At 54.4% G+C, this 23,095-nt stretch carries 25 protein-coding genes; 13 read left to right on the forward strand and 12 right to left on the reverse strand.

The genetic code is table 11. From position 1 onward, the window contains the following. Nucleotides 1–252: 252 nt before the first annotated feature. Nucleotides 253–1,938 carry an aspartate:alanine antiporter gene (locus HVX64_RS08810; protein ID WP_043001240.1) on the reverse strand — a complete coding sequence of 562 codons (1,686 nt, stop codon included), beginning with the start codon at nucleotides 1,936–1,938 and terminating at the stop codon, nucleotides 253–255. Between the two features lie 268 nt (nucleotides 1,939–2,206). Here HVX64_RS08810 and HVX64_RS08815 point away from each other — a divergent pair, with 268 nt between their 5' ends. Next, on the forward strand, nucleotides 2,207–2,584 hold the full coding sequence (locus HVX64_RS08815; protein ID WP_044256385.1) for an inner membrane protein YbjM: 378 nt from the start codon (nucleotides 2,207–2,209) through the stop codon (nucleotides 2,582–2,584). A gap of 39 nt (nucleotides 2,585–2,623) precedes the next feature. On the opposite strand, the gene HVX64_RS08820 is transcribed toward HVX64_RS08815, so the two are convergent. After that, the gene (locus tag HVX64_RS08820; protein WP_000495514.1) at nucleotides 2,624–2,887 is read right to left on the reverse strand and encodes a GrxA family glutaredoxin; all 264 of its coding nucleotides are present in this window, start codon (nucleotides 2,885–2,887) and stop codon (nucleotides 2,624–2,626) included. 172 nt (nucleotides 2,888–3,059) lie between these two features. Between HVX64_RS08820 and HVX64_RS08825 the strand changes: the two genes are divergently transcribed. From HVX64_RS08825 to rlmC, 10 genes are all read left to right on the forward strand, one after another. Next, complete coding sequence (locus HVX64_RS08825; protein ID WP_043001238.1) at nucleotides 3,060–3,347, forward strand: DUF1418 family protein; 288 nt, start codon at nucleotides 3,060–3,062, stop codon at nucleotides 3,345–3,347. Next, on the forward strand, nucleotides 3,331–4,053 hold the full coding sequence (gene nfsA / locus HVX64_RS08830; protein WP_043001237.1) for an oxygen-insensitive NADPH nitroreductase: 723 nt from the start codon (nucleotides 3,331–3,333) through the stop codon (nucleotides 4,051–4,053). The genes HVX64_RS08825 and nfsA overlap by 17 nt, the downstream gene beginning before the upstream one ends. A gap of 60 nt (nucleotides 4,054–4,113) precedes the next feature. Further along, on the forward strand, nucleotides 4,114–5,016 hold the full coding sequence (rimK, locus tag HVX64_RS08835; RefSeq protein ID WP_044256380.1) for a 30S ribosomal protein S6--L-glutamate ligase: 903 nt from the start codon (nucleotides 4,114–4,116) through the stop codon (nucleotides 5,014–5,016). 90 nt (nucleotides 5,017–5,106) lie between these two features. Further along, nucleotides 5,107–5,583, forward strand: a complete 477-nt coding sequence (locus HVX64_RS08840) for a YbjN domain-containing protein (RefSeq protein WP_043001235.1) — start codon at nucleotides 5,107–5,109, stop codon at nucleotides 5,581–5,583. Between the two features lie 364 nt (nucleotides 5,584–5,947). Next, nucleotides 5,948–7,060, forward strand: coding sequence for a spermidine/putrescine ABC transporter substrate-binding protein PotF (gene potF / locus HVX64_RS08845; protein WP_043001234.1), 1,113 nt, complete (start codon nucleotides 5,948–5,950; stop codon nucleotides 7,058–7,060). Between the two features lie 97 nt (nucleotides 7,061–7,157). Continuing rightward, nucleotides 7,158–8,291 carry a putrescine ABC transporter ATP-binding subunit PotG gene (potG, locus tag HVX64_RS08850; protein WP_044256379.1) on the forward strand — a complete coding sequence of 378 codons (1,134 nt, stop codon included), beginning with the start codon at nucleotides 7,158–7,160 and terminating at the stop codon, nucleotides 8,289–8,291. 9 nt (nucleotides 8,292–8,300) lie between these two features. Continuing rightward, nucleotides 8,301–9,254 (forward strand): putrescine ABC transporter permease PotH, encoded by a 954-nt coding sequence (potH, locus tag HVX64_RS08855; protein WP_044256378.1) that lies wholly within the window; start codon nucleotides 8,301–8,303, stop codon nucleotides 9,252–9,254. Continuing rightward, on the forward strand, nucleotides 9,251–10,096 hold the full coding sequence (potI, locus tag HVX64_RS08860; protein WP_042320333.1) for a putrescine ABC transporter permease PotI: 846 nt from the start codon (nucleotides 9,251–9,253) through the stop codon (nucleotides 10,094–10,096). Before potH ends, potI begins: the two co-directional genes overlap by 4 nt. A 59-nt stretch (nucleotides 10,097–10,155) precedes the next feature. Next, nucleotides 10,156–10,644 (forward strand): YbjO family protein, encoded by a 489-nt coding sequence (locus tag HVX64_RS08865; protein WP_043001232.1) that lies wholly within the window; start codon nucleotides 10,156–10,158, stop codon nucleotides 10,642–10,644. Nucleotides 10,645–10,684: 40 nt separating this feature from the next. Further along, nucleotides 10,685–11,830, forward strand: coding sequence for a 23S rRNA (uracil(747)-C(5))-methyltransferase RlmC (gene rlmC, locus HVX64_RS08870; RefSeq protein WP_044256376.1), 1,146 nt, complete (start codon nucleotides 10,685–10,687; stop codon nucleotides 11,828–11,830). A 94-nt stretch (nucleotides 11,831–11,924) separates the two neighbouring features. Here the strand turns inward: rlmC and artJ are convergent, their stop codons facing one another. From artJ to HVX64_RS08900, 6 genes are all read right to left on the reverse strand, one after another. Continuing rightward, nucleotides 11,925–12,656 (reverse strand): arginine ABC transporter substrate-binding protein ArtJ, encoded by a 732-nt coding sequence (gene artJ / locus HVX64_RS08875; RefSeq protein ID WP_043001230.1) that lies wholly within the window; start codon nucleotides 12,654–12,656, stop codon nucleotides 11,925–11,927. Nucleotides 12,657–12,825: 169 nt separating this feature from the next. Then, nucleotides 12,826–13,494, reverse strand: coding sequence for an arginine ABC transporter permease ArtM (gene artM / locus HVX64_RS08880; RefSeq protein WP_042320323.1), 669 nt, complete (start codon nucleotides 13,492–13,494; stop codon nucleotides 12,826–12,828). After that, the gene (artQ, locus tag HVX64_RS08885; protein ID WP_043001228.1) at nucleotides 13,494–14,210 is read right to left on the reverse strand and encodes an arginine ABC transporter permease ArtQ; all 717 of its coding nucleotides are present in this window, start codon (nucleotides 14,208–14,210) and stop codon (nucleotides 13,494–13,496) included. Before artQ ends, artM begins: the two co-directional genes overlap by 1 nt. A gap of 6 nt (nucleotides 14,211–14,216) precedes the next feature. Next, a complete protein-coding gene (gene artI / locus HVX64_RS08890; RefSeq protein ID WP_043001227.1) occupies nucleotides 14,217–14,948 on the reverse strand; it encodes an arginine ABC transporter substrate-binding protein ArtI in 732 nt (243 codons plus the stop codon). A 16-nt stretch (nucleotides 14,949–14,964) separates the two neighbouring features. Continuing rightward, complete coding sequence (artP, locus tag HVX64_RS08895; RefSeq protein ID WP_043001226.1) at nucleotides 14,965–15,693, reverse strand: arginine ABC transporter ATP-binding protein ArtP; 729 nt, start codon at nucleotides 15,691–15,693, stop codon at nucleotides 14,965–14,967. A gap of 228 nt (nucleotides 15,694–15,921) precedes the next feature. Next, the gene (locus HVX64_RS08900; RefSeq protein WP_044256374.1) at nucleotides 15,922–16,437 is read right to left on the reverse strand and encodes a lipoprotein; all 516 of its coding nucleotides are present in this window, start codon (nucleotides 16,435–16,437) and stop codon (nucleotides 15,922–15,924) included. Between the two features lie 128 nt (nucleotides 16,438–16,565). Between HVX64_RS08900 and HVX64_RS08905 the strand changes: the two genes are divergently transcribed. Then, a complete protein-coding gene (locus HVX64_RS08905) occupies nucleotides 16,566–16,889 on the forward strand; it encodes a heavy metal-binding domain-containing protein (protein ID WP_042320310.1) in 324 nt (107 codons plus the stop codon). Beyond that, complete coding sequence (locus HVX64_RS08910) at nucleotides 16,886–17,716, forward strand: N-acetylmuramoyl-L-alanine amidase (protein WP_044256372.1); 831 nt, start codon at nucleotides 16,886–16,888, stop codon at nucleotides 17,714–17,716. The genes HVX64_RS08905 and HVX64_RS08910 overlap by 4 nt, the downstream gene beginning before the upstream one ends. Here HVX64_RS08910 and HVX64_RS08915 read toward each other — a convergent pair. The 4 genes from HVX64_RS08915 to poxB form a co-directional block, all read right to left on the reverse strand. Next, complete coding sequence (locus HVX64_RS08915) at nucleotides 17,713–18,726, reverse strand: NAD(P)-dependent oxidoreductase (protein ID WP_043001223.1); 1,014 nt, start codon at nucleotides 18,724–18,726, stop codon at nucleotides 17,713–17,715. The genes HVX64_RS08910 and HVX64_RS08915 overlap by 4 nt on opposite strands. A gap of 92 nt (nucleotides 18,727–18,818) precedes the next feature. Further along, nucleotides 18,819–20,255, reverse strand: coding sequence for an SDR family oxidoreductase (locus tag HVX64_RS08920; RefSeq protein WP_044256370.1), 1,437 nt, complete (start codon nucleotides 20,253–20,255; stop codon nucleotides 18,819–18,821). A 10-nt stretch (nucleotides 20,256–20,265) separates the two neighbouring features. Then, entirely contained in the window at nucleotides 20,266–21,267 is a 1,002-nt protein-coding gene (gene ltaE / locus HVX64_RS08925; protein WP_044256368.1) for a low-specificity L-threonine aldolase, read from the reverse strand. A gap of 38 nt (nucleotides 21,268–21,305) precedes the next feature. After that, nucleotides 21,306–23,024: a ubiquinone-dependent pyruvate dehydrogenase gene (poxB, locus tag HVX64_RS08930; RefSeq protein ID WP_044256366.1), complete on the reverse strand. Its 1,719-nt coding sequence runs from the start codon at nucleotides 23,022–23,024 to the stop codon at nucleotides 21,306–21,308. Nucleotides 23,025–23,095: the final 71 nt, after the last annotated feature.

Genomic DNA, 23,095 nt, shown 5'->3' on the forward strand with positions numbered 1-23,095 from the left:
AAATGTCCTGCGCCACACGATCCTGCTCTTCATGCCGATCATCAGTCAGTATGGTTGAGGAAGGGGGTAAAGACGGGAGAGGAGAAATGCAGGCAACAAAAAACCCATCAACCTTGAACCAAAACGGCGGGGTTGATGGGCTCCACAAATTGGGGACATCAAAGAAAAGCAGTGGCACTAGTTATGACTGACACCTTGAGGAAAAGTTCTACATATCTGCAAAAAATTTTCACTTAAGGGACAACTTCAGTTTTATCCTAAGCCTGGCCAGATGATGATGATGAGTGTCCCCGCCAGTGTCAGCAGCACGTTGGCTATCGCGTAGGTGCCTGCGTAACCGAGTGCCGGGATATTGCTACGCGCGGTATCGCTGATAATTTCCATTGCCGGTGCGCAGGTACGCGCCCCCATCATGGCGCCAAAAAGAAGCGCCCGGTTCATGCGCAAGACATAGGCGCCGAACAGGAAGCAAATGATCACCGGCACCAGGCTGACGATCAGACCAGCAATCAGCATTTGACCGCCAATTGCCCCTAACCCCTGACCGATGCCACTGCCTGCGCTTAAGCCAACGCCCGCCATAAAGACCATCAGGCCGAACTCTTTCACCATATTCAGTGCCCCCTGCGGGATGTAGCCAAATGTGGGATGGTTAGCACGCAGGAAGCCCAGCATGATCCCGGCGAACAGCAATCCAGCGGCGTTACCGATGCCGAAACTGAAGTTGCTGAACTGGAAGGTGATCATGCCGATCATCAGACCAATAATGAAGAACGCACAGAAGGCCAGCAGATCGGTGACCTGGCTGTGAATCGAGATAAAGCCAATACGATCCGCGATTGTTTTCACCCGGCGCGCGTCGCCGCTGACCTGCAATACGTCGCCTTTGTTGAGCACCACGTTGTCATCAATCGGCATTTCAATCTGCGAACGAATCACGCGGTTCAGGAAGCAGCCGTGATCGGTGAGCTTCAGTTGCGCAAGACGGCGTCCCACGGCATTGTGGTTTTTCACCACGATCTCTTCCGTGACGATCCGCATGTCGAGCAGGTCGCGGTCGAACACCTCTTTGCCGTTACGAAAGCTGGGGTCGAGGCGGGCATGAGCATCCGGATAGCCGACCAGCGCGATTTCATCACCCATCTGCAGCACGGCGTCACCGTCCGGGTTTGCCAGAATACCGTTACGACGGATGCGTTCAATGTAGCAGCCAGTTGCGCGGTAAATGCCGAGCTCCCGCAGGTTCTTTCCGTCCGTCCAGGCGACCAGTTCCGGGCCGACGCGATAAGCACGAATGACCGGCAGGTACACCTTCCGGTTCGTGTCGGTGTCCAGACCGCGTTCACGGGCGATTTGCTGGGCGCTGGTTTGCAGATCCTGATGCTGTAATTTTGGCAGATAGCGTGCGCCGACGATCAGGCTGACCAGACCGATCAGGTAGGTCAGTGCGTAGCCCAGGCTCAGGTTATCCAGCGCCCGGGAAAGCTGTGCGCTCTCCATTCCAAAATGGCGCAGCGTATCGCCAGCACCGACCAGAACCGGGGTAGACGTCATTGAGCCAGCCAGCATACCGGCCGTCAGGCCGATGTCCCAGCCAAATAGCTTACCCAAACCGAGGGCGATCAGCAGCGCGCTGCCGACCATCACCAGAGCCAGCATCAGGTAATTCTTCCCGTCCCGAAAAAAAATGGAAAAAAAGTTAGGACCCGCTTCAACGCCGACACAAAAAATAAACAGCATAAAGCCCAGATTCAGTGCGTCAGTGTTAATACTGAAATGCTGTTGCCCTAATAAGAGAGAGACGACTAAAACGCCAATGGAATTACCCAGTTGGATGGAACCCAGACGCAATTTACCGAGACACAGGCCGAGAGCCAGTACAACGAATAATAACAGGATGTAATTCCCATTTAACAAATCGGCGACGTTTATATTCACGGAGACTAACTTCTTGTTTACGAGTAAGCTGTTGAAAGAAATGGTAATTTAGGCTACTGTTTTGCCATCAAATAAGGGCGATTGTGACATATTCACAGCCCGAATATAAGCGGCACAACAATATAATCTGGCTAGTTTAATCTCATTACGTATCAACGGCTATAAGAATCGTGTTGGCGTATTTTGGCACGGAATGCTGAACGGCTTTATCTGACTGGACGCCTTTGGCGAAAAGTGTGTTCGATAGAGACAGTGTCAGGAGAAAAGATTGAAATATAAGCATGGTTGGGTAGGAGCGGTCTGCTGCTTTGTGCTCTTTGTGGTTGTCTGTCTTTTTCTGACGATGAACATGAAAGGGGCATTTCGGGCGGCCGGGCATCCTGAAATTGGGCTACTGTTTTTTACGCTGCCAGGCGCGGTCGCCAGTTTTTGCTCTCATCGCCGGGAGGTGATCAAACCGCTCCTTGGCGCGATGCTTGCAGCACCTTGTTGTTTGCTGTTCACGCGTCTTTTCTTTACGCCCACTCGCTCGCTGTGGCAGGAGATGGCGTGGTTATTCAGCGCCGTATTCTGGTGCGCTTTGGGAGCCTTATGCTTCCTGTTCATCAGCAGTTTGTTCAGACCGCGACAGCGTAAAAACCAATAACGCCCTCCGAAGAGGGCGTTATGACATCACTCACAGTACTCAGGCGAACAGGTTCAAATTCTCTTTCGCCCAGGCTTCAAAATCGGTGCAACCGCCGATGTGTTTCTGATCAACAAAAATCTGCGGCACGGTTTCAACCGGTTTGCCGACGGTCTTTTCCAGGTCCGCTTTGGTGATGCCTTCCGCGTGGATGTCGATGTAGCGATAGTTGAAATCATCGCGCTCGTTGCTCAGTTTCTCTGCCAGTTCTTTTGCGCGTACACAGTAAGGGCAACCCGGGCGACCAAAAATAACGGTAAACATTGTAGTCTCTCTCCTCGAACTCAAAGCCTGACGGCGAATGGCTGCTATGATGACGCTAATCGTCAGTCTTGAACAGTAGGTTGCACCTTTTACTTCGATACATTTAGTCTATATCTGTTAAACACATTCACGCTGAACGCCTTACACTATGTCTCACAAAAGGGGGCTTCCTGTGCGTATGACCGGCGCGTTACCGAAAAGTGTATTGATTCTGGAAATGGTGGGTATGGTGCTCCTGGCGCTGGCTTTGCTGTTGCTGAACCACTACCTGACGCTTCCCGCGCCGTTTAACAGCTCGTTAGCGGTCATTATCATGCTTTTTTTGGGCGTGCTGTTGATGATCCCCGCCGCACTGGCATTCGTCTGGCAAGTCGCGCAGCGGCTGGCGCCCCAGCTGATGAAGCCCTCATCCGATTCATCCCGTTCTGACCGAGAAAAAGAGAATGACTCCAACCATTAACCTTCTGCGTCGTCACCGTTCGATTCGCCATTATACCGATCAACCGATTACGCCTGAACAGCGAGAGGCGATTCTGGCCGCCGCTCAGGCGACCTCCAGCTCCAGCTTTTTGCAGTGTACATCCATTATTCGTATTACGGATCCGGTACTACGTGACGCACTGGTACCCTTAACCGGCGGTCAACAGCACGTCGCGCAGGCCGCTGAGTTTTGGGTCTTCTGCGCCGACTTCAACCGTCATCTGCAGATTTGCCCTGAAGCACAATTAGGCCTTGCAGAGCAGTTGTTGCTGGGCGTCGTTGATACGGCGATGATGGCGCAAAACGCGCTGACGGCGGCGGAATCGCTGGGACTGGGTGGTGTCTATATCGGCGGATTGCGCAATAACATCGAATCTGTCACCGAGTTGCTGGCGCTGCCAAAACACGTACTGCCGCTGTTTGGGCTGTGCCTGGGCTGGCCTGCTGATAACCCGGAGCTGAAGCCGCGCCTGCCCGCAGCGATAGTGATGCACGAAAATCGTTATCAGCCGCTCGACAAGGACGTGCTGGCTGATTATGACGAACAGCTCGCGCAGTATTATCTCAGCCGTGGCAGCAATACCCGCCGTGACACCTGGAGCGATCATATTCGCCGCACGCTGATTAAGGAAAATCGTCCCTTTATCCTGGAATATTTGCATAAACAGGGTTGGGCCACGCGCTAAAAATTCCGCCGCTGTGTATGATACGCGGGATAGTGATCGAGTGATGCAGAGAGGTGCAGGGTGAAAATTGCCATATTGTCCCGGGATGGAACGCTCTACTCGTGTAAGCGCCTGCGTGAAGCGGCGATGACGCGTGGTCATCTGGTTGAAATACTCGACCCGCTTTCCTGTTATATGAACATCAATCCGGCGGCGTCCTCAATTCATTATAAAGGACGCAAGTTGCCTCATTTTGATGCCGTCATTCCGCGTATTGGTTCGGCGATTACCTTTTATGGTACGGCGGTGCTACGCCAGTTTGAGATGCTGGGCAGCTATCCGTTGAATGAATCTGTAGCGATTACCCGCGCCCGCGATAAGCTGCGTTCGTTGCAGTTGCTGGCGCGTCAGGGTATCGATCTCCCGATTACCGGCATTGCGCACTCGCCGGATGACACCAGCGATCTGATCGATATGGTTGGTGGCGCGCCGTTGGTGGTGAAACTGGTGGAGGGAACGCAAGGAATTGGCGTGGTACTGGCAGAAACCCGTCAGGCTGCCGAGAGCGTCGTGGATGCGTTCCGGGGGCTTAACGCCCACATTCTGGTTCAGGAATATATTAAAGAGGCCAAAGGTCGCGATATTCGCTGTCTGGTGGTGGGGGATGAGGTGGTTGCTGCCATCGAACGACGGGCGAAGGACGGCGATTTTCGTTCTAATCTCCATCGCGGCGGCGTCGCCTGCATTGCCAACATTACTCCCCGTGAGCGCAAAATAGCGATAAAAGCCGCGCAGACGATGGGGCTTGATGTCGCTGGTGTTGATATTTTACGCGCCGAGCGCGGCCCGCTGGTGATGGAAGTGAATGCCTCTCCGGGTCTGGAAGGGATCGAAAAAACCACCGGTATCGATATCGCCGGGCGGATGATTCAGTGGATCGAACGCCACGCGACGGCTGAATTTTGTCTCAAAACGGGTGGCTAGTCTTTAATATCGCCGATGATCGTGGCATGACGAACACTTTTTGCGTAAGCTGTGCCGGTATTTTTTTATCGTAAGAGGTAGCACATTATTATGACAGAATTGGTCGTTCCCACTCTGGATACGTTGCGGCAATGGCTCGACGACCTGGGCATGAGTTTTTTTGAATGTGATACCTGTCAGGCACTGCATTTACCACACATGCAAAATTTTGACGGCATCTACGATGCGAAATTAGATCTCGTCGATAATACGCTGCTGTTTTCCGCGATGGCTGAAGTGAGGCCTTCTGCGTTACTGCCGCTGGCCGCGGATCTGTCTGCCATCAATGCCAGTTCCCTCACCGTGAAAGCGTTTCTGGATATGCAGGATGATAATCTGCCAAAGCTGGTGGTTTGCCAGTCTTTATCCGTTATGCAAGGGGTAACTTACGCGCAGTTCGAGTGGTTCGTGCGCCAGAGCGAAGAGCAGATATCCATGGTCATTCTTGAAGCGGGCGCGCACCAGATGCTGTTTACCGCCGAAGAAGACGCGCAAAAAAGCAGCGTTGAGAACCATTTTCTTCACTGATTTTAACGTGAAGTATGGCGCGTATAGCGCAGTCGCTGCCAGAGCGGCTGCGGTTTACGTTCTTTTATTCTGCATTTAACCTTTCTTTAAAGAATTATTCACCTCCTTTCCCGCTGTTTCGCTTTATCACATAGACATAAATTGCATAAAAAATTGATAAAAGGCGTTTTTTAATCTGGGCTATAGCCTGAAACCCTGGCTAAAGTTATTCTTGCGAAGCTTAATTACAGCGAGCAATAACGGTCGGGGGAGCGTCCACTCTTCCTGGTTTTTGCCGAGTGACAAACTATGCACGTTTCTTGCATAGCATTGAGTGCAACTTTTTTGGTTCGTTTGTTAACGAACTTTGATAAGGAAAGAGATTATGACCGCCTTAAATAAAAAATGGCTATCGGGTCTGGTTGCGGGTGCTCTGATGGCCGTCTCTGCCGGCACGCTCGCTGCAGAACAAAAAACACTCCATATCTATAACTGGTCTGATTATATTGCGCCGGATACGGTCGCTAATTTTGAAAAAGAGACCGGCATCAAAGTGGTCTATGACGTTTTTGACTCCAACGAAGTGCTGGAAGGCAAACTGATGGCAGGCAGCACCGGTTTTGATCTGGTAGTGCCTTCCGCGAGCTTTCTTGAACGTCAGTTGACGGCAGGCGTTTTCCAGCCGCTGGATAAGAGCAAACTGCCGGGCTGGAAAAACCTCGATCCGGAATTGCTGAAACTGGTCGCCAAACACGACCCGGACAATAAATTCGCGATGCCGTATATGTGGGCGACCACCGGTATTGGCTACAACGTCGATAAAGTGAAAGCGGTGCTCGGCGCTGATGCCCCGCTTAATAGCTGGGATCTGGTGCTGAAGCCGGAAAATCTTGAAAAACTCAAGAGCTGTGGCGTCTCTTTCCTCGATGCGCCGGAAGAGGTGTTTGCCACCGTGCTGAACTATCTGGGTAAAGATCCGAACAGCACCAAAGCAGACGACTATACCGGACCGGCTACCGATCTGCTGCTCAAGCTGCGGCCGAATATCCGTTACTTCCACTCTTCGCAGTACATCAACGACCTGGCTAACGGCGATACCTGTGTGGCGATTGGCTGGGCGGGAGATGTCTGGCAGGCCGCCAACCGGGCGAAAGAGGCGAAGAATGGCGTCAATATCTCCTTCTCGATTCCGAAGGAAGGGGCAATGGCCTTCTTTGATGTCTTCGCGATGCCAGCAGATGCCAAAAATAAAGACGAGGCCTATCAGTTCCTCAACTACCTGTTGCGCCCGGATGTGATTGCGCATATCTCTGACCATGTGTTCTACGCGAATGCCAACAAAGAGGCGACGGCGTTGGTGAGTGCAGAAGTGCGTGATAATCCAGGTATTTATCCGCCAGCAGACGTGCGCGCGAAGATGTTCACCCTGAAAGTTCAGGATCCGAAGATTGACCGCGTCCGTACGCGTGCCTGGACCAAGGTGAAAAGCGGTAAATAACCTTTTACCGTAGGCCGGGCAAGCGAAGCGCTCCCGGCAACTGGCGCACCGTTCTGGTGCGCCTGCACCATGATTTGTTTCTGCCGGAGAGCACCCCGTGAATGATGCCACCCCACGCCCGCAGGCGAAAACCCGTAAAGCGCTGACGCCGCTCCTCGAAATCCGCAACCTGACCAAATCCTTCGATGGTCAGCACGCTGTCGATGACGTAAGTCTGACCATTTATAAAGGCGAAATCTTTGCCCTGCTGGGCGCATCAGGCTGTGGAAAATCCACGCTGTTGCGCATGCTGGCGGGGTTTGAACAACCTACTACAGGACAAATCATGCTGGATGGCGTCGACCTGTCCCAGGTGCCGCCTTATTTACGGCCCATCAATATGATGTTTCAGTCCTATGCGCTGTTTCCCCATATGACGGTGGAACAGAATATCGCCTTTGGCCTGAAGCAGGACAAACTGCCGAAAGCAGAAATTGCCAGCCGGGTCGACGAGATGTTAGGTCTGGTGCATATGCAAGAGTTCGCTAAACGCAAACCGCATCAGCTTTCCGGCGGTCAGCGTCAGCGTGTGGCGCTGGCGAGAAGCCTGGCAAAACGGCCTAAACTTCTGCTGCTCGACGAACCGATGGGCGCACTGGATAAAAAGCTGCGTGACCGTATGCAGCTTGAAGTGGTCGATATCCTTGAGCGCGTCGGCGTAACCTGCGTGATGGTGACGCACGATCAGGAAGAGGCGATGACCATGGCCGGGCGTATCGCCATTATGAACCGTGGCAAGTTTGTGCAAATCGGTGAGCCGGAAGAAATTTACGAGCACCCGACCACGCGCTACAGCGCAGAGTTTATCGGCTCGGTCAATGTCTTTGAGGGCGTAATTAAAGAGCGCCAGGAAGACGGTCTGGTGCTCTATTCTCCTGGGCTGGTGCATCCGTTGAAGGTCGATCCGGATGCGTCGGTGGTGGATAACGTGCCGGTGCACGTGGCGCTGCGTCCGGAAAAAATCATGCTCTGCGAAGAGCCGCCTGCCGACGGTTTTAACTTCGCCGTCGGTGAAGTGGTGCACATTGCCTATCTTGGCGATCTCTCCATCTATCACGTTCGCCTGAAAAGCGGACAGGTGATCAGCGCCCAGTTGCAAAACGCTCACCGTTATCGCAAAGGTCTGCCGACCTGGGGCGATGAGGTGCGTCTGTGCTGGGATGCGGACAGTTGTGTGGTGTTGACGGTTTAAGGAGCGAAGATGAGTACACTTGAACCTCCGGCACGCGTAGAAAAACCAGGCGGCTTTACGTTCTGGCTGGCGCGCGTGCAGATGAAACACGGGCGCAAACTGGTGATAGCGCTGCCTTACGTCTGGCTGATCCTGCTGTTTCTGCTGCCTTTTCTGATCGTCTTTAAAATCAGTCTGGCGGAGATGGCGCGAGCGATCCCGCCGTATACGGAGCTGATGGAGTGGGCCGACGGGCAACTGTCGATCACCCTTAATCTCGGTAACTTCCTGCAGTTGTCGGACGATCCGCTCTACTTTGATGCTTATCTGCAGTCACTACAGGTGGCGGGGATCTCGACGCTCTGCTGTCTGCTGCTGGGGTATCCATTGGCGTGGGCGGTGGCGCACAGCAAGCCGTCAACGCGTAATATTCTGCTGCTGTTGGTGATCCTGCCGTCGTGGACCTCGTTTTTGATCCGCGTATATGCCTGGATGGGGATACTGAAAAATAATGGCGTGTTGAATAACTTTCTGCTGTGGCTGGGCGTAATTGACCAGCCGCTGACCATTCTGCACACCAATCTGGCGGTGTATATCGGTATTGTGTACGCCTATTTGCCGTTCATGGTGCTGCCGATTTATACCGCACTGACGCGGATTGATTACTCGCTGGTGGAAGCGTCGCTGGATCTGGGTGCGCGTCCGTTGAAAACGTTCTTTAGTGTGATCGTCCCGCTGACCAAAGGCGGCATTATTGCCGGTTCTATGCTGGTGTTCATTCCGGCGGTGGGCGAGTTTGTGATCCCGGAACTGCTCGGCGGGCCAGACAGCATCATGATTGGTCGCGTGCTGTGGCAAGAGTTCTTTAACAACCGCGACTGGCCGGTGGCGTCTGCGGTCGCGATTGTCATGTTGCTGCTGCTGATCGTCCCGATTATGTGGTTTCACAAACATCAGCAAAAAAGCGGAGGGGCCCACGGATGAACAACTTACCGGTAATTCGTTCGCCCTGGCGGATTGTGATTCTGGTGCTCGGGTTTACTTTCCTGTATGCGCCGATGCTGATGCTGGTCATCTACTCGTTTAACAGTTCTAAACTGGTCACGGTGTGGGCTGGATGGTCAACGCGCTGGTATGGCGAACTGTTCCGCGATAGCGCAATGATGAGCGCAGTGGGGTTGAGTCTGACCATCGCCGCCTGCGCGGCGACCATGGCGGCGATACTCGGCACAATTGCTGCGGTGGTGATGGTGCGTTTTGGTCGCTTTCGCGGGTCGAACGGCTTTGCCTTTATGATCACCGCGCCGCTGGTGATGCCGGATGTGATCACCGGGCTCTCTTTGTTGCTGCTGTTTGTCGCACTGGGGCACGCTATTGGCTGGCCGTCAGATCGTGGCATGCTGACTATCTGGCTGGCACACGTCACGTTCTGTACGGCGTATGTGGCGGTGGTGATCTCCTCGCGCCTGCGTGAACTGGATCGCTCCATTGAGGAAGCGGCGATGGATCTGGGGGCGACGCCGCTGAAGGTGTTCTTTGTGATTACGCTGCCGATGATTATGCCAGCGGTGGTCTCCGGCTGGCTGCTGGCGTTTACCCTGTCGCTGGACGATCTGGTCATTGCCAGCTTTGTCTCCGGACCGGGCGCGACCACGTTGCCGATGCTGGTCTTCTCCAGCGTGCGGATGGGCGTTAACCCGGAAATTAACGCCCTGGCGACGCTGATACTCGGGGTGGTGGGAATTGTTGGTTTTATCGCCTGGTATTTGATGGCTCGCACGGAAAAACAGCGGATCCGCGATATCCAACGTGCAAGACGTGACTGAAGACACTAAAATCTGCCAACCTGGCTACATAATGCCGCGCTCGTCGCGGCATTGTTTTCATGGAAGACGATTCGTTGGGATTTTTTAATAAAACATCCTCATCACATGCCCGCCTGAATGTGCCCACGCTGGTGCAGGTGGCGGCGCTCGCCATTATTATGATCCGTGGGCTCGACCTGCTGATGATTTTCAACACCCTTGGCATTCGCGGACTGGGCGAGTTTATTCATCGCAGCGTGCAGACATGGAATTTAACGCTGGTTTTTCTCGGCAGCCTGATGCTGGTATTTATTGAAATCTGGTGTGCGTTTTCACTGGTGAAAGGGCGTAACTGGGCGCGCTGGATCTATCTCCTCACGCAGGTGATTGCCGCCAGCTATTTGTGGGCGGCCTCGCTGGGCTACGGCTATCCAGAGCTGTTCAGCATTGCGGGTGAGTCAAAGCGGGAGATTCTGCGTACGCTGGTAATGCAAAAACTGCCCGATATGCTGGTGCTGTTATTACTGTTTGTGCCCGCGGCCAGTCGTCGCTTCTTCCGCTTACAATAATGTGTATAATCCTCGCCCCTGTTTAGATAAAGGTTTCCGTATGCAGTGCGCACTCTATGACGCCGATCGTTGTCGTTCCTGTCAGTGGATCACGCAGCCCGTGGGCGAGCAACTCACCGCCAAAACCGCCGATCTGCGAAATTTGCTTACCGGTTTTCCCGTCGGAGAATGGTGCGTGCCGGTCAGCGGCCCGGAGCAGGCGTTTCGCAATAAGGCGAAGATGGTGGTCAGCGGCAGCGTGGAAAAACCGTTGCTGGGCATGTTGCATCGCGATGGTACGCCAGAAGATCTGTGCGATTGCCCGCTCTATCCGGCCTCGTTTGCGCCGGTGTTTGCTGTGCTGAAACCGTTTATTGCGCGGGCCGGACTAACTCCCTACAACGTGGCGCGCAAACGTGGAGAGCTTAAGTACCTTTTGCTGACGGAAAGTCAGTTTGATGGCGGTATGATGCTGCGCTTTGTTCTGCGTTCCGACAGTAAACTGGCGCAGTTGCGTGCTGCGCTGCCGTGGTTGCAGGCGCAACTGCCGCAACTGAAGGTCATCAGCGTCAATCTTCAGCCGGTACATATGGCGATTATGGAAGGGGAGACAGAAATCTTCCTGACTGAACAGCAGGCGCTGGCGGAGCGGTTTAACGACGTGCCGCTGTGGATCCGCCCGCACAGTTTCTTCCAGACCAACCCGGCGGTGGCAAGCCAATTATATGCCACAGCGCGTGACTGGGTGCGGCAGTTGCCGGTGAACCACATGTGGGATCTGTTCTGTGGTGTCGGTGGGTTTGGTCTGCACTGCGCGACGCCGCAGATGCAGTTGACGGGAATTGAAATTGCGCCGGAAGCCATTGCTTGTGCGAAGCAGTCAGCGGCGGAACTGGGCTTAACCAATCTTCATTTTCAGGCGCTGGATTCGACGCAGTTTGCCACCGGGCAGGGGGCTGTGCCGGATCTGGTGCTGGTGAACCCGCCGCGCCGCGGAATTGGTAAATCCTTGTGTGATTACCTCAGCCGAATGGCACCGCAATTTATCATCTATTCCAGCTGTAATGCGCAGACGATGGCGAAAGACATTGCCGCATTGCCAGGCTATCGCATTGAACGGGTACAGCTTTTCGATATGTTCCCACATACCGCGCATTATGAAGTGCTGACATTGTTGCTGAAGGACGAGTCACGGTTTGCCGGATAGCGGCGATGGCGCCTTATCCGGCTTGCGAGTGAAGTGTATTTTGTAGGCCTGATAAGCGTAGCGTCATCAGGCACTCTACAGCCAATTCTCGGTCTTACTGCGGGAACCACTGGTCGTTGATTTTTTGGTACGTACCATCGGCCTTGATCGCCGCCAGCGCAGCGTTCAGTTTATCCAGCAGCACTTTATTATCCGGGCGAACCGCGATGCCGAGGCCGGTACCGAAGTACTGTGGATCGGTGACTTTCTCGGTTGCCACACCCAACTGCGGGTTAGTTTTCAGCCACTCGTTCACGACGGCGGTATCACCGAATACACCATCAATACGGCCATTTTTCAGGTCGATAAACGCATTCTGATAGCTGTCATAGGCCACGGTTTTCACTTCCGGGTGCTTGTCCTGCAAGTATTTCTGGTGAGTGGTGCCGTTTTCCATCCCGATACGTTTACCTTTCAGGTCGGCAAAGGTTTTATAGGTATCTTTCTTCGAAATTACCAGCGCCGAGTTGGCATAGTAGGGGGTCGTAAACGCCACCTGTTTGCTCCGCTCTGGGGTGATATCCATACCGGAAATCACGGCGTCATATTTTTTGAACTTGAGCGCCGGGATCAGGCTGTCAAATGCATGGTTGGTGAAAGTACATTCTGCCTGCATCTGTTTGCATAAGGCTTTTGCCAGATCGAGGTCGAAGCCGACGATTTGGTTATTGGCATCCATAGATTCGAACGGTGGATAGGTCGCAGAGACGCCAAAACTGATTTTTTCAGCGGCAGAGGCACCGAAGGTGAAAGAGGCAAGTAATGTGGCCAGAACTAACTTTTTCATGGTTGGACTCCCGTTATGATGAGGCGCCGTTTCTGCGGCATGGATTTACAATGCCAGTAAATGAATTTGTATGCAATAAAAATGATTAACTATTTTGTGATAAATAAAAAAAGACGGACAGGTTATAAACTTGTCCGTCTTGTTGGTTGTGATTTATGCAATAAAGTGCTTAGTTTCGACGTTCGAATGCCAGCGCTTTGCGCTCGATCAGACGCATCATTAACGTCAACAGGCCGTTGACGATCAGGTAGATAACTCCCGCTGCGCCGAACACCATCACATCATAGGTGCGACCGTACAGCAGCTGACCATAACCCATCACTTCCATCAGCGTGATGGTATATGCCAGAGAGGTACTTTTGAACACCAGCACCACTTCGTTGGAATACGAGGAGAGGGCGCGTTTAAAGGCATACGGCAACAGGATTGCCAGCGTGTCTTTCTTGCTCATCCCCAGCGCGCCGCAGGACTGCCACTGGCCTTCCGGAATCGCGCGAATCGCCCCGTAGAACAGTTGAGTGGTATAAGCTGCGCTGTTCAGCGACAGTGCAATCAAGGCGCACAACCACGGCTCTGACAGCAGATGCCACAGAACCGGATACTCCTGCAGAGACGGAAACTGACCCGGTCCGTAGTAGATCAAGAAGATCTGAACCAGCAGCGGCGTACCGGTAAACAGCGTGATATAGCCACGCACCAGCCAGACTACCACCGGCGTTTTCAACGTCAGAACAATCGTGAAAATCAACGCCAGAATCAGGGCAACGACAATGGATGCCACCGTCAGGGTCAGGCTGGTATGCAGTCCTTTCAGCAGTTCAGGTAAATACTCAAACATCAGCCTGGTCTCCGCTCAAAACGTGTCGCGCGCAGGTCAATGCGTTTGAGAATGTACTGGCTCACCAGCGTAATCACCAGGTAGATCGCCGCAGCGATAATGTACCAGTTAAACGGTTCCTGGGTTCGCGTGGCGATACTCTTGGTTTGCAGCATCAGGTCGTTGACGCTGATGAGGCTCACCAGCGCGGTATCTTTCAGCAATACCAGCCACTGGTTGCCCAGCCCCGGCAGCGCATGACGCCACATTTGCGGCATCACCAGCCGGAAGAAAATGGCGGTCTTCGACAGTCCCAACGCCTGGCCGGATTCCCACTGCCCAAGCGGTACCGCTTTTAGCGCGCCGCGCAACGTTTGAGACGCATAGGCTGCGTAGAGCAGAGAGAGGGCAATCACCCCACACAGGAAGGGGCTGACGTCGAAGTTTTCGATCTCCATTCGTACCGGAATCTGCACGACGCCCAGATTGATCGTAAAGCCATCAGAGAGCATCAGCAGCAGTTGAGAGGAGCCGAAATAGATAAACAGCACCACCAGAATTTCCGGCAGGCCGCGTAAAATGGTGACCAGTGCGGAACCCGTCCACGCGACAGGACGCCATTTCACTGACTCCCAGACGGCGAAAAGCATTGCCAGCGCCAGGCCGAGGATCAGTGCACAAACGGCAAGGCCGACGGTCATCCCGGCGGCGCTTGCAAGTGGGAAAAATTCGTTCATCAAGGCTTACTTCTGGAACCATTTGTTATAGATGGTCTCGTAAGTCCCATCTTTCTTCACTTTTTCCAGCGCAGTGTTGAATTTCTGCTGCAGTTCCTCATTGCCCTGGCGTACGGCGATGCCGAGGCCGGTGCCGAAGTAATCTTTATCCGTCACTTTGTCGCCAACCGGCGCCAGCTTCGGATTGTCTTTCAACCACTCTGTGACCACCGCGGTATCACCGAACACACTGTCAATACGGCCGTTTTGCAGATCCAGTTTCGCATTCTGGTAGCTGTCATACGGAACGGTAGTGATTTCCGGGTGCTTATCCATGATGAATTTCTGGTGAGTGGTGCCATTCTGCACGCCCACTTTCTTGCCTTTCAGCTGATCAACGCCAGTGAATTTACCCTGCTGACCAATGAACAGCGCGGAGTTGTCATAGTAAGGGGTCGTGAACAGCACCTGTTTTTCACGCTCGGGCGTGATATCCATCCCGGCCATCACCGCGTCGAAACGGCGGAATTTCAGGCTTGGGATCAGGCTGTCAAATGCCTGGTTGGTAAAGGTACAGGTCGCGTCGATCTCTTTACACAGCGCATTGGCCAGATCGACATCAAAGCCGACAATCTTGTTATTAGCGTCCATGGATTCAAACGGAGGATAGGACGCTTCGGTCGCAAAACGAATGGTCTGGGCTGCTGTAGCGGAAAGGCTAAAGCCTGCGATAAGCGCGGCAATCAGAACTTTTTTCATTGTGTTGTCCCGAATCTTAGTGAGAGAGATAGTTTTTAAATGCTTCGGTCTGCGGGTCGGCAAAGCAACTCGCATTACCCTGCTCGACGATATGACCGTTTTCCATATACACGACGCGGCTGGCGGTTTTACGCGCCACTTCCACTTCGTGCGTCACGATCACTTGTGTAATTTTAGTTTCCGCCAGTTCACGAATGATGCTGACGATCTGCGCGGTAATTTCCGGGTCCAGCGCGGCGGTGGGTTCATCAAACAGCAACACCTGCGGCTCCATCATCAACGCGCGGGCAATGGCCACACGCTGCTGTTGTCCGCCGGAGAGATGCAGCGGATAGCGATCGCTATAAGGTTTCAGGCGCAGGCGTTCAAGCAGCTTTTCGGCGCGCGCCAGTGCCTGATCTTTCGACAGACCCAGCACGCGGCAGGGTGCCTCAATCAGATTCTGTTGCACAGTGAGGTGCGGCCACAGATTGTATTGCTGAAAGACCATTCCGACGTTCTGACGCAGCTCGCGAATTGCTTTATCTGACGGCGTCTTGCGGAAATCGAAGTGATTTCCCGCAATGTTAAGCGTACCGGAACGCGGCATCTCAAGCAGATTGAGTACCCGCAGCAGTGAGCTTTTACCGGCCCCGCTTGGGCCCAGTAACACCAGTGTTTCACCCTGCGGGCAATCCAGCGTGATATCGAACAGCGCCTGATGCGCGCCGTAGAAGCAGTTAATGCCGTTTAATTGAATACTCATTGATGCTCGTATACTGGCCGTCTGATAGCTATTGAAGCCGCAGATAGTACCTTTGACAGAATAGTTATGCAATATTTATGCTTTAAAAGTTAAATATAACGCGCATTTCTCATTAAACATAGCACAAAATAGCGAGGGGGAAGGTCGGTAAGAACAATTGTCGGCATTCCATGCAGAATGCCGGACAATTTACGGGGGGACAATTTTTAGCGCGTTTAAGCGGAGAGATTAACGGTTTTCAACCGACTGACGAAGCGTACCGGCCGGGGCATGCACGCTGCCGCCGAGATAGCGAACATCATCAATGGCCCAGCACTGGCCTTCACGGATCATCAGCACTTCATCCTGCCAGTTCTGATCGCCCTGTTTCAGCGCAACGCGTAGCGGGATGTTTCGTGCATCACTATTCGGAATGGTCGAGGCGCTGGCAACACTGGCGCTGTCCGGCGGCGTGGCGCGGCTGGAGAACGGATCGCTGCTCATCAATTGACGATGCGCACTGTCACGACTGGCATCCGACAGCAGTTTCGCCAGGCTGTCGCTCAGATAAGGGCGCAGGGCGGTGAGATCATTACTGCGGTGCTGGATACGATAGTCATAGAATTGTTGAGCCACACTGTCCGGGCCGCCATCCACACAGGCCCCCGCACGCGGCCCGTTGTCTTTATAGGCTGGCGTGATGGTAGTGCAGGCGCTGAGCAGCAGCGCGCAAGGGATGAGCAGGGAGAGTTTCGAATAGCGCATAGTGATTTCCTTATAAGCGTTCTGCCATGAGTCTTCTAAGATAACAGTCATCTACGATAATCAATTATATCCTTTCAATGATAGTGTATGGCGCTGATAATGTGCTGAATGTAACCAGGAGAGACATCATGCAATTTTCGACAACCCCCACGCTCGAAGGACAAAGCATCGTGGAATACTGCGGTGTGGTCACAGGCGAAGCCATTCTGGGCGCGAATATTTTCCGGGACTTTTTTGCCGGTATCCGCGATATCGTCGGCGGTCGTTCAGGCGCTTACGAAAAAGAGTTACGCAAAGCGCGTGAAATTGCTTTCGCAGAGCTGGGCGAGCAGGCGAAAGCGCTGGGCGCTGACGCCGTCGTGGGCATTGATATCGATTATGAAACGGTCGGCAAAGACAGCAGCATGCTGATGGTCAGCGTCAGCGGGACGGCGGTGAAAACGCGTCGATGAGAAAGGGGTTATGGCTGGCGGCCTTTGCGTTACTGCTGACGGGATGCGCGGGCGAAAAAGGGATCGTTGATAAAGACGGTTATCAGCTTGATACCCGTCATCAGGCGCAGGCGGCATATCCGCGCATCAAAGTGTTGGTGATCCACTATACCGCGGATGACTTCGATAGCTCGCTGGCGACGCTGACGGATAAAAACGTCAGTTCGCATTATCTGATCCCGTCCGTGCCGCCGTTGCATCGTGGTAAACCGCGTATCTGGCAACTGGTGCCGGAACAGGATCTGGCGTGGCATGCCGGTATCAGTTTCTGGCGCGGCGCGACGCGCATCAACGACACCTCGATTGGCATTGAGCTGGAAAATCGCGGCTGGCAAAAATCGGCGGGTGATAAATATTTTGCCCCGTTTGAGCCTGCGCAGATTCAGGCGCTGATCCCGCTGGCAAAAGACATTATCGCCCGTTACGACATCAAGCCACAGAACGTGGTCGCGCATGCGGATATTGCCCCACAGCGAAAAGACGATCCCGGTCCGCTGTTTCCCTGGCGAGCGCTGGCAGCACAAGGCATTGGCGCCTGGCCCGATGCGCAGCGGGTAAATTTCTACCTCGCTGGGCGGGCGCCGCATACGCCCGTTGAGATGGCCTCACTGCTGGATCTGTTGTCGCGTTATGGGTATGAGGTGAAGCCTGAAATGACCGCGCGTGAACAGCAGCGCGTTGTGATGGCGTTTCAGATGCACTTCCGCCCGACGTTGTGGAACGGCGTTGCCGATGCCGAAACGCAGGCGATTGCTGAGGCGTTACTGGAAAAGTATGGGCAAGGTTAGCGATGCAGTTTTCCGTGGTCGCGCAACCACGCGGCCGTTTTCACAATGCCTTCATCCAGCGTCACCACCGGCTTATACCCCAGTTCCGTTTCGGCACGGCTGATATCCAGCGTAAAATCGAAATTCAGCTTCGACACCCCGTAGTGGGTTAACGCCGGTTCTTTGGCAGACTTATTGCCAAAGTGCTCCAGGCTGCGGGCAATCATATCCAGCATCGGATAGGGCACGGAACGGATCCGGCAGTGAATATTCAGTTCATCAATCAGCTTTTGCACGATACTGCGCAGGGTTCTGGGTTCGCCGTTGGTGATGTTGTACACCCGACCGGACGGCAGGCTGTCGCACAGTTCCTGACTCGCCAGCCACATCGCGTGGATTGCGTTCTCATAGTAGGTCATATCGACCATCGCGCTGCCGCCGTGCGGCAACAGCACGCTGCCGTAGTGGTGCATCATGTGCGCCAGACGGGGAATAAACACTTTGTCGTGTGGGCCAAACAGGCTCTGTGGGCGCAACACCGTAAACCGGGTCTGCGGGTTGGCCTGGGCCAGCAGGCTGATGACCTCTTCGCCAGCGGCTTTACTGCGGGCAAATTCGTTGGCAAAGCGGTGCGGGCGAAAATCTTCTTTGATATCGCGATGATGGTGATAATCGAAATAAAGCGATGGAGAGGAAATATGAACAAAGTTACGCACGCCCCATGCGACGGCCCATTCGCCAAGACGGCGGGTCGCACGTACGTTTGCCAGATCAAAGGCTTCCTGAGTTCCCCAGGGTGAGGTGAAACTTGAGCAGTGCCACAGCGTATCGATGCCCGCAAGCATAACCTTCGCCTGCGAAGAGACCAGCTCGGTCAGATCCGCATGCACAAACTCCGCGCCCATTTTTTCGAGCAGTTTACCCATCGCTTCGTTGCGACCGGTCGCTCTGACGCTGATGCCTTTGTTGCGCAAAAACTCAACCGCGTTTCGTCCTAAGCCGCTGGTTGCGCCGGTAACCAGTACCTTCATATCAGTCCACTGTGTTTAATAAAACGTCGTGCGCATTCTTCCGTGAATTACGTCGGTATGCAATGGGAAACGTGAAACAATACAGTAAGTTTTTACGATTTATCTGTGATTTGTTCTGCAAGTCTGGCAATTTTATTTGCCATCCCCCGGAAAATAAACAGGTGCGCCGGGATCATCAGCAGCCAGTAGAAAAGCCCTGGCATACCGTGCGGATGCCACCAGGCACGCACGTCAATTTCGCGATGATCGCCCTTATCGTCAAGGGTAAAGCTCAGCCGTCCCAGGCCTGGCGCTTTCATGCCAAACAGCAGCGTGAGCTGTTTTTCTGGCTCGACGATAATCACTTTCCAACTGTCTACAGTATCGCCCGGTTGAAGCAGTTCGTGTTCAGGGCGACCTTTTGCCAGCCGATGCCCGACTAGCAGATCCAGCGCGGCCCGGATCTTCCACAATCCATTGCCAAAGAAATAGCCCTCTTTGCCGCCAAGACGGTTCACTACCCGCCACAACGCCGGCAAACTGGCGGATGTCTTTACGGTAAACCCGGCCTGTTTGGCGAAAAAACCGTATTCCGGTCGCCAGCGGGCAAACGCCTGCGCGTCGTAACCCCAGTCGCTGGAGTTCACCAGTTTCTCCTCTTCCTTCAGCGTGCTGCGTACAGCATCGTCAAAGGCGATAAGCTTTTGGGGTATCAACGCCCGCAATTCGCTGTCATCGGCCAGCAGATCGTGTCTGAGGCCCTGTATCAACGCTTTCGCGGTGGTAGGCGGCACCGAGGTGATGACATTCAGGAACCAGACGGAAATCCAACGGGTGGGAAAGGGGATGGGGATAAGCCAGCGATGCTTGCCGCTCACCGTCATGAAATGTTCGAACTGCTGCTGATAGCTAAGCACCTGTGGCCCGGCGGCTTCAAAGATCCGATGCTCACGGGACGGGTGATCCAGCAAGGCCACCAGATAATGCAACAGGTTTTCCAGCGCGATGGGCGTGGTACGTGAGCGCACCCAGCGCGGCGGGGTCAGCACCGGCAGGTTGTAGACCATGTCGCGCATCACTTCAAAAGCGGCGGAACCGGCTCCGACGATGATCCCGGCGCGCAGTTCCGTTACCGGTACGCCAGACTCGCGCAGGGTATCGGCGGTGATCTGCCGCGCCCGCAGGTGGTCAGACTGCTCGTGTTCCGGTGCCTGCAAGGAGCTGAGAAAAATCAGTTGCCCGACCGGCGTTTCACGCAGAGCATCACGCACGTTAAGCGCGACCTGACGCTCATGGGCAATGAAATCGCCGCCTTCTCCCATACCGTGTACCAGATAGTAGACGGTATCAACATTCGTCAACAGAGACGCAAGCTGCGTCGGCCAGTTCAGATCGACCTTATGACAGCTGACGTTGGGCAACTGCTGTTTGTCCAGCCGTTCAATGCGACGTGCCACCGCCAGTACCTGATGTCCTTGCTGGCTGAGCGCCTGCACCAGATGTTGACCAATGTAACCACTGGCGCCAAGAACCACTATGCGTTGCGGCACATCTCTCTCCTTAACGAGTCAGGAACGCGCGCCAGTGGGCGACGACATCAGCAAGCTGTTCCCGTGAAACATCCAGATGGGTCACCAGACGGGCAATCGGCGACGCGTTGATCAGCACCCCCTGTGCCTTCATGTATTCACCCAGCGCTACGGCGTTGGCCTCACCGACGCGGACAAACAGCATATTGGTGTCGTGACGCATCACGTCCGCCCCGGCTTCCCGTAGCTGCTCTGCAAGCCAGGCCGCGTTGTCGTGATCGTCCTGCAGGCGCGCAACGTTATTTTTCAGGGCATACAGTCCAGCTGCCGCCAGGATACCGGCCTGACGCATGCCGCCGCCGGTCATTTTGCGCCAGCGGGTCGCACGCTTAATGTAATCGTGGCTGCCGACCAGTAGCGATCCGACCGGCGTCCCCAGCCCTTTGGACAGGCAGATGGTAAAGGAGTCGCAATACTGCACGACCTCTTTGAGTTCACAGCCGTACGTCACGACAGCGTTAAAAATACGTGCGCCATCGACATGCAGCGCCAGACCGCGCTCACGGGTAAATTCCCATGCCTCTTTCAGATACTCTCGTGGCAGGACTTTGCCGTTGTGGGTATTTTCGAGGCTTAACAGGCGGGTACGGGCAAAGTGGATGTCATCTGCCTTTATTTTGGCGGCGACTTTATCCAGCGGTAACGTTCCGTCTGGCGCAGCGTCAATCGGCTGCGGCTGAATGCTGCCGAGCACCGCCGCGCCGCCGGCTTCATACAGATAGTTATGTGCCCCCTGACCGGCGATATACTCTTCGCCACGCTCGCAGTGGCTCAGTAGCGCCACGAGGTTGGCCTGGGTGCCGGTGGGTAAAAATAACGCCGCTTCTTTACCTGAAAGGTCAGCGGCGTATTGCTGGAGAGCGTTAACGGTAGGGTCATCCCCGTACACGTCGTCCCCCACCGGGGCGGCCATCATTTCTTCAAGCATGGCGCGACTCGGACGGGTGACGGTATCACTGCGTAGATCAATCATTGCACATCCCTATTGTTTGAAAGGCGATGTGCATTGTTTTACCTGAGCCAGTTGGTTTTTGCCAGTTCGATCACCTCATCGCCGCGACCGCTGATGATGGCGCGCAGCATATACAGGCTGAAGCCTTTGGCCTGCTCCAGTTTGATCTGCGGCGGAATGGCCAGTTCTTCTTTTGCAACAACTACATCCACCAGCACCGGGCCGTCGATTGACAGGGCGCGCTGTAGTGCTTCATCAACGTCTGCGGCTTTTTCCACCCGAATACCGGTGATGCCGCACGCTTCGGCAATGCGCGCAAAATTAGTGTCGTGCAACTCCGTACCGTCAGTGAGATAACCACCGGCCTTCATCTCCATCGCCACAAAGCCCAGCACGCTGTTGTTAAAGACCACGATTTTGACCGGGAGCTTCATCTGGACCACCGACAGGAAATCCCCCATCAGCATACTGAATCCGCCGTCGCCGCACATGGCAATGACCTGACGTCCCGGTGCGGTGGCCTGTGCGCCCAGCGCCTGCGGCATGGCGTTAGCCATCGAACCGTGGTTAAACGAGCCCAACAGACGGCGCTTGCCGTTCATTTTCAGGTAGCGGGCGGCCCACACCGTCGGCGTACCGACGTCGCAGGTAAAGATGGCGTCATCGGCGGCAAAATGGCTGATTTGTTGCGCCAGGTACTGCGGGTGAATCGCCTTTTCGCTGGGTTTGGCAAGATCGTCGAGGCCCTTACGCGCATCGCGATAATCGCTCAATGCCTTATCGAGGAATTTACGTTCGGTTTTCTCTTCCACCAGCGGCAGCAGTGCCGTCAGCGTGGCTTTGATATCGCCTACCAGCGCCATATCGACCTTACTGTGCGCGCCGATACTGGCGGGATTGATATCAATCTGAATAATTTTGGCGTCAGTTGGGTAGAACGCGCGGTAAGGGAACTGCGTACCGAGTAGCACCAGCGTATCGGCATTCATCATGGTATGGAAGCCGGATGAGAAGCCGATCAATCCGGTCATCCCCACATCATATGGGTTGTCGTATTCGACATGTTCTTTACCGCGCAGGGCGTGAACGATAGGGGCCTTAATTTTGGCGGCAAACTCGACCAGTTCTTTATGCGCACCCGCGCAGCCGCTGCCGCACATCAGGGCGATGTTGCTGGAGTAGCGTAACAGTTGGGCCAGCTTTCTTAACTCTTCTTCTGCGGGCGTGACGATCGGTAAGGGCGCGTGATACCAGTGGCTGCTGGCGCTTTCTGGCGCCGGTTTTAATGCCACATCGCCTGGTAATACCACCACCGAGACGCCGCGATTGAGCACCGCTTTGCGCATGGCAATCGCCAGGACCTGGGGGATCTGTTCCGGGCTGGAAACAAGCTCGCAATAGTGGCTACATTCGCGGAACAGTTCCTGTGGGTGCGTCTCCTGGAAATAGCCGCTGCCAATTTCGCTGGACGGAATGTGGGCGGCGATGGCTAGCACCGGGACGTGGTTACGATGACAATCAAACAGACCGTTGATCAGATGCAGGTTACCGGGTCCACAAGACCCTGCGCAAACTGCCAGTTCACCGGTCAGTTGCGCCTCCGCACCCGCCGCAAACGCGGCAACTTCTTCATGACGGGTCGACATCCACTCAATCGTTCCCATGCGATTGAGGCTGTCGCTCAGGCCGTTCAGCGAATCGCCCGTCACGCCCCAGATACGTTTCACACCTGCCTGTTCCAGTGTTTTAGCAATAAAAGCGGCAACCGTTTGTTTCATGGTTTTCCATCTCCTTAATTGTGATACCGGTTACAAGTTTAGATGAAGATAGTGATTACGCTGCGTGGCCC

This window comes from Citrobacter sp. RHB20-C16 (assembly GCF_013890155.1).
In the GTDB taxonomy this organism is placed as follows: Bacteria; Pseudomonadota; Gammaproteobacteria; order Enterobacterales; family Enterobacteriaceae; genus Citrobacter_A; species Citrobacter_A amalonaticus.